Source organism: Kaarinaea lacus (genome assembly GCF_975902315.1).
The window spans coordinates 1-5,155 of record NZ_CDLKIE010000206.1 but is presented as its reverse complement, the minus strand read 5'-3'; the positions used below and the strand labels follow the sequence as shown (position 1 = coordinate 5,155).

The following is a 5,155-nucleotide window of genomic DNA, read 5'->3' as shown; positions in this document are numbered from 1 at the left end:
GGCTGTTCCCGGTAAAACCTGGTTCACTTCGCGCCATCATCGTGAAACACCTCAGCGTATTGAAGACGGCGAAGCTGACGTAGGAATCGTGTGGACTACAGAGGTTATTGAAGCGAAAAAACACAACCGTGCAATTGATGGTGTTCCGATCGATGACAAGTACAACCAGGGCAGTAAAGTAGGTTATGCCATCGGTATCCTGAAAAAAGGTCGTAACCAGGAAAACGCGCAACGTTATCTTGATTACCTGAAGACTGATGATGCACAAAACATCTATGCGAGCTATGGTTTCGTGAAAGCTTCCGCCGAGGAGCTTGAGCAAAAGCCACGCATGTGATTAATTAAAAGCAGTTATCCTCACAAGGGTGTAACAAACTATCTGAAAGCGAGTCCTCTAACAGGACTCGCTTTTTTTTGTGCGCAATCGCTTGCTGTTCTGCTGGTGTTCATAGATTTCGAGAACAGGAGTGAGCGAATAGTGATAAAGCTGTGTAAACCAAATGCTGGACCCCCCGTTGATAGTTAAAAAGAATGCGCGCAATTGGCGGTAAATGCGTAAGGGTGAAAAAGTATACAGATTTCGTGATAAGGGAATATAAAACAACGAGTTGCGGCCTGTTTGTATCCAAATTGTAAATATTTTGGCTAACAAATAGCCTCAGCAGATTGCCTGCTATACTTAAGAACATTATTTATCCTCTAAAATCGAAAATAACACTAAAAACAATATTAAAGTCACGAGAGGATATGACGAAAAATAAATAATAGTGACAAAGAGTAATAAGTGTACAACTGACAAAAATGACGGCGGCGGATTGTGATTGATTTAAAGACGTTCCGATCCAAGACTCTAGTAACATCCGGTTTTGCAACTATGCTGCTGCTATTGGCAGCGTTTGTTGGTCTTTGGGTTAATAATCTTGTCAACAATAAACAAATCGTTCACCAACTGAATAGTGAACAATCCAACGCCCGTTCTGTTTTAACTCTGCATTATATTCTTACCGAACAACAGCAGTTGCTTGACCAGATAAAAACCTCTCAAAGTGTTGAAGACCAGCAGCAACAATACATAGAGTTTAAACGCCAAATGGGCTTGTTGGAATCGGTTGTGTTTACTGCTGACGTTATTCACGATCGATTCAACATTACCAACGTGCAGGAAGAAGTACAGGATTTGATAGTTCGACAGTTTCAGATACTTGAAACGGTTGAAAACCTGCTGGAACAAGGTGACAGTGTTAATGCATATCAACTGCTCACTACCAGTATGACTCCGATACTTGGTGAGTTCAAAGCATTAATTCATGACGCTGTAAATTTTGAGTCACTAATTGATACTAAAAAAGATATCAAGTCAGTTATTAAAAAATCCGAAAAAAATTATTTAACCTCATATTACCTTATTGCCTTTCTTGGTACTTTTGGGCTGGCGCTGGGAATATTTACAATATATGTTGTGCGTAGTACGGGTAGAACCGAAGAAGCACTGGTGGAACAGGGTGAACGCATTCGCGCGTTACACGAAATTATTTCCCGTCCCGATCTTACCTTTGATGAGCAGATTGACGAAACGCTACGCCTGGGTTGCAGATTACTTGGTACTGAAATTGGTAAAGTCGGTCGACAGGATCCTGAACACAACGCATCAGAATTTTTAAATACCGTGGTCATGAGTGATTTGCCCGCCAAACGTGGCATCGTTCTACCGCTGGATAAAACCTTTTGTCAGGTTACTTTTAACGCGCCAGAAAGTATTGCCATCAGCCATGTCGCAGAGTCTGATTTTAAAGATCATCCTGCCGCTGGTTTTCTGGGAATGCAATCATATATCGGTTGTTCCATTAACGTGCATGGTAAAAAGTTTGGGACCGTAAACTTTTCCAACCGTACCCCTGTAAAGCGATCGTTTACCGAAACAGATAAAGACCTGGTTAACTTAATGGGTAGCTGGATCAGCGTGATGATGGAGCGTCAACTGGATGCTGAAGAGCTAAAGAAATCCAAAGATCTTGCGGAGCAGGCTAACCAGGCGAAAAGCGCGTTCCTGGCCAATATGAGCCACGAAATTCGTACGCCGTTAACGGCAATCCTGGGTTATTCAGATATGTTGCGTGATGAAGACCAGGATCGCGAAGATATGGAACATGAGATTGATTCTATCATTCGCAGTGGCGCCCACCTGCAACGCATAATTAACGATATTCTTGATCTGTCCAAGATCGAAGCCGGGCAGCTGGTTATTGAAGACCTTGAAGTACAACCTGCACGTATGATTCATGATGTCGAGTCTATCTTTGGTGCCCGTGCTCGTGAAAAAGGCCTGGAATTTGAAATTCAGTATGAGTTTCCCGTACCGCGTAAAATCATTTCAGATCCAACGCGTTTGAAGCAAATAATCTTTAACCTGTGTGGCAACGCCCTGAAATTCACACAGCAAGGCGGTATTACCGTTGCCATGTCCTATCTGGAAGCGTCCAGGCAACTGAAATTTCAGGTCATTGATACTGGTATTGGAATGACGGAAGAAGAGCTTGGGCGCTTATTCAAACCTTTCTCTCAGGCGGATTCGTCCACTACGCGAAAATACGGCGGCACTGGACTCGGCCTCTGTATTGCGCGTCAACTGGCACAAAAGCTGGGCGGTGATGTGTCGGTAAGCAGCGAGAAAGGCAAAGGCACAACCTTTGAGTTTACCATTGGTGTGGGCGATATTGACGACATGCATATGGCGAATGGTCTTGAAGATATGCAGGTGGAGGCGATCGAAGAGAGTGTTCATATAGTACCGAATACCGTAAGTGGCCATGTCCTGGTTGTGGAGGACAGTCCCGATAATCAGGACCTCATTGCAAAATATCTCATTAAGGCTGGCGCAACCGTCGAAGTAGTTGACAACGGTTTGATGGCAGTGCAAAAGGCATTGACTGACTCCTATGACCTGATACTCATGGATGTGCAAATGCCTATTATGGATGGTTTGACAGCCACCAGGAAACTCCGTAGCGAAGGTTACAAACAACCGATCGTGAATATTACGGCCAATGCCATGAAGGAAGACCGTGATAAATGTATTGCCGCAGGTGCAGATGATTATCTGACAAAACCTGTTGATGTAAATCGTTTTTACAAGGTGCTGCAGACATACCTGAAACCAGCGAAGAAAGGTGATGATCGATTAAAGATCGCGTAACTAACAATCCTCCAAAGTCAGTAAAAGATGTACTTATAAAAAAGCCCGGAAAGATTAATCTTCCCGGGCTTCTTTTTATCAAAGATGAATTTTGATATTAGCTATTGGGATCCGCTGGATTAGTGCCAGCTGCAATCTCATCGCCATTGTAAACACCATCCATATCACGGTCTAACGCCAGGCGCATACCGTTGCCCGGAGGCGTACAGGTATAAGTGATGTTACCGTCTACAGACAAGTTGCGAAGCTTATTATCTTTGATGTTTTCTTCGTTTGCGATATCGCTCTTAAAGTAGTCATTACCTATGTAAAGGTAACCACGACCATTGTGAGATGCAATGAGATCGCACTCGCCAGCGTTCGCACGCTGAATCATCAGATTAATGCGAGAACCTATAGTATTGCCATTGTTACCATTCAGGGTAATTTGCTGGCCTACTATGGGGAACATATTCGTGTCGAATGCTAACAGGAACTGCTCCAGGTTACGACGGATTTCCATGCCTTCTTCAGTTATATCCAGGTTCGGTGGATTGCCTGGGTCTAAATCAGTAACCGCTTCTGCAGGACGCGGCAGGAAGCCAATGATGTTATGGAAACGGAAAATTGTATCTACGCTTCCGTCATGGAACATTCCAAAGCCACGAATTTGATCACCCTGGTGCTGGTTTTCAACGCCAAAGAAAGGATCTGGGTTGAAAGGATCGTCCGCCAGGAAGTTATTGTTGTTCACCATACCAAACATACCCACTTTCTGATACAGGTTACGCAAGTGCGGTACCTTGAAGAATTGTGTCTGGAAAGCAAAGGTATTTTTTCCGTCGGTGCCAAAGAAGCCAGGCTTGTTAGTCAATCCTTCGTTGGCAGTGCGGTCAAGTACGTGACAGCCGTTACAATGATGTTTTGTGTCGACGATCATTTCAGGGTCCATGAAGAAGTCACGACCAGCTTGTTGCTCTTTGGTGAGTGAATTATCCAGGTTACGAATGGGATTCGGTGGATAAGTTAGCTCCAGCGCAAAGTTGGTATATTCTTGCATGGCTTCGACTGACAGTTCAGTTTTACGTCCTATCAAGCCAACAAAGGCCGGATTAAAGGCCTTGAACGCTGCCTGTTCGTCGTAGACACCACTGTCAGGCTGAGCAGATTCGGTTATACCGTCAGCACCGGTACGATCACCGCGCCAGTGTTGTGCTCCGTGGTTGGCCATCCCTTTCATACTTTGTGTGGTCATAGGACCTTTCATGTTCATGAAAGTGGAAATTTCTGCTGGAAAACCAAATTCAGTATGGTCAATCGCTAATGGCGCGTAGTTGGGTAGTGGGGAACCGTCTGGATTACCCAGGTCCCAGGCCAGTTGGTCCATGTCACCAAAGACATGGCATAAGGCACAAGAACTGTCACCCTGGCTCGATGTCAGGTTAGCATCGTAATGATATTTGCGACCTGAACGAATATGCTCTGGCTCTGGATTGTACATTAAGATATGTGCAACTTCCGCTTTGGCGCTCGTATCAACAACAGAGATACCGTCATCAAATCGGGTTAACACATACAATTGCTTACGGGATTCATCCAGAATAACACCGCTTGGACCACCGCCGGAAATCAAAACCTGGTCTTTAGTGTCAGGTTGAAAAGTATCGTCTTCGAGTTTGGCAGTATCAAGAATCGCCACTTTGTTGGAACCAAACCCAACGACGTATAAGGTTTTACCGTTACTACTGACCGCCATTTCCATGGGTTGTGCCAGAGACTTGGCTTTAGTAGCTGTGTTTTCATTACAGCATTTTGAGTAATCGATGTGTTTGTTTAAATGGCGAGGTGTAACGTTTCCGTCATTGTCAATTACCGTAATGCGGCTTTCGGCGAAATGTCCACGTACGGTTGAACCAAGTCCGCCAGGACCTTCAAAGCGCACATCATTACGTGCTTCGGTGTTACTAACATAAATATTGCCAT

General features: G+C 44.5%; 3 protein-coding genes. 2 read left to right on the top strand and 1 reads right to left on the bottom strand.

What is annotated here, in order from left to right; all coding sequences use genetic code 11:
- Both ACWVCM_RS06105 and ACWVCM_RS06100 read left to right on the top strand, forming a co-directional pair.
- The coding region (locus ACWVCM_RS06105; RefSeq protein WP_455200836.1) for a molybdate ABC transporter substrate-binding protein at positions 1-337 on the top strand (337 nt) is incomplete at its 5' end.
- A 537-nt stretch (positions 338-874) separates the two neighbouring features.
- Positions 875-3,193 (top strand): ATP-binding protein, encoded by a 2,319-nt coding sequence (locus ACWVCM_RS06100; protein WP_455200835.1) that lies wholly within the window; start codon positions 875-877, stop codon positions 3,191-3,193.
- 97 nt (positions 3,194-3,290) lie between these two features.
- Here ACWVCM_RS06100 and ACWVCM_RS06095 read toward each other — a convergent pair.
- On the bottom strand, positions 3,291-5,155 hold a 1,865-nt coding region (locus ACWVCM_RS06095; protein ID WP_455200834.1), incomplete at its 5' end, for a hypothetical protein.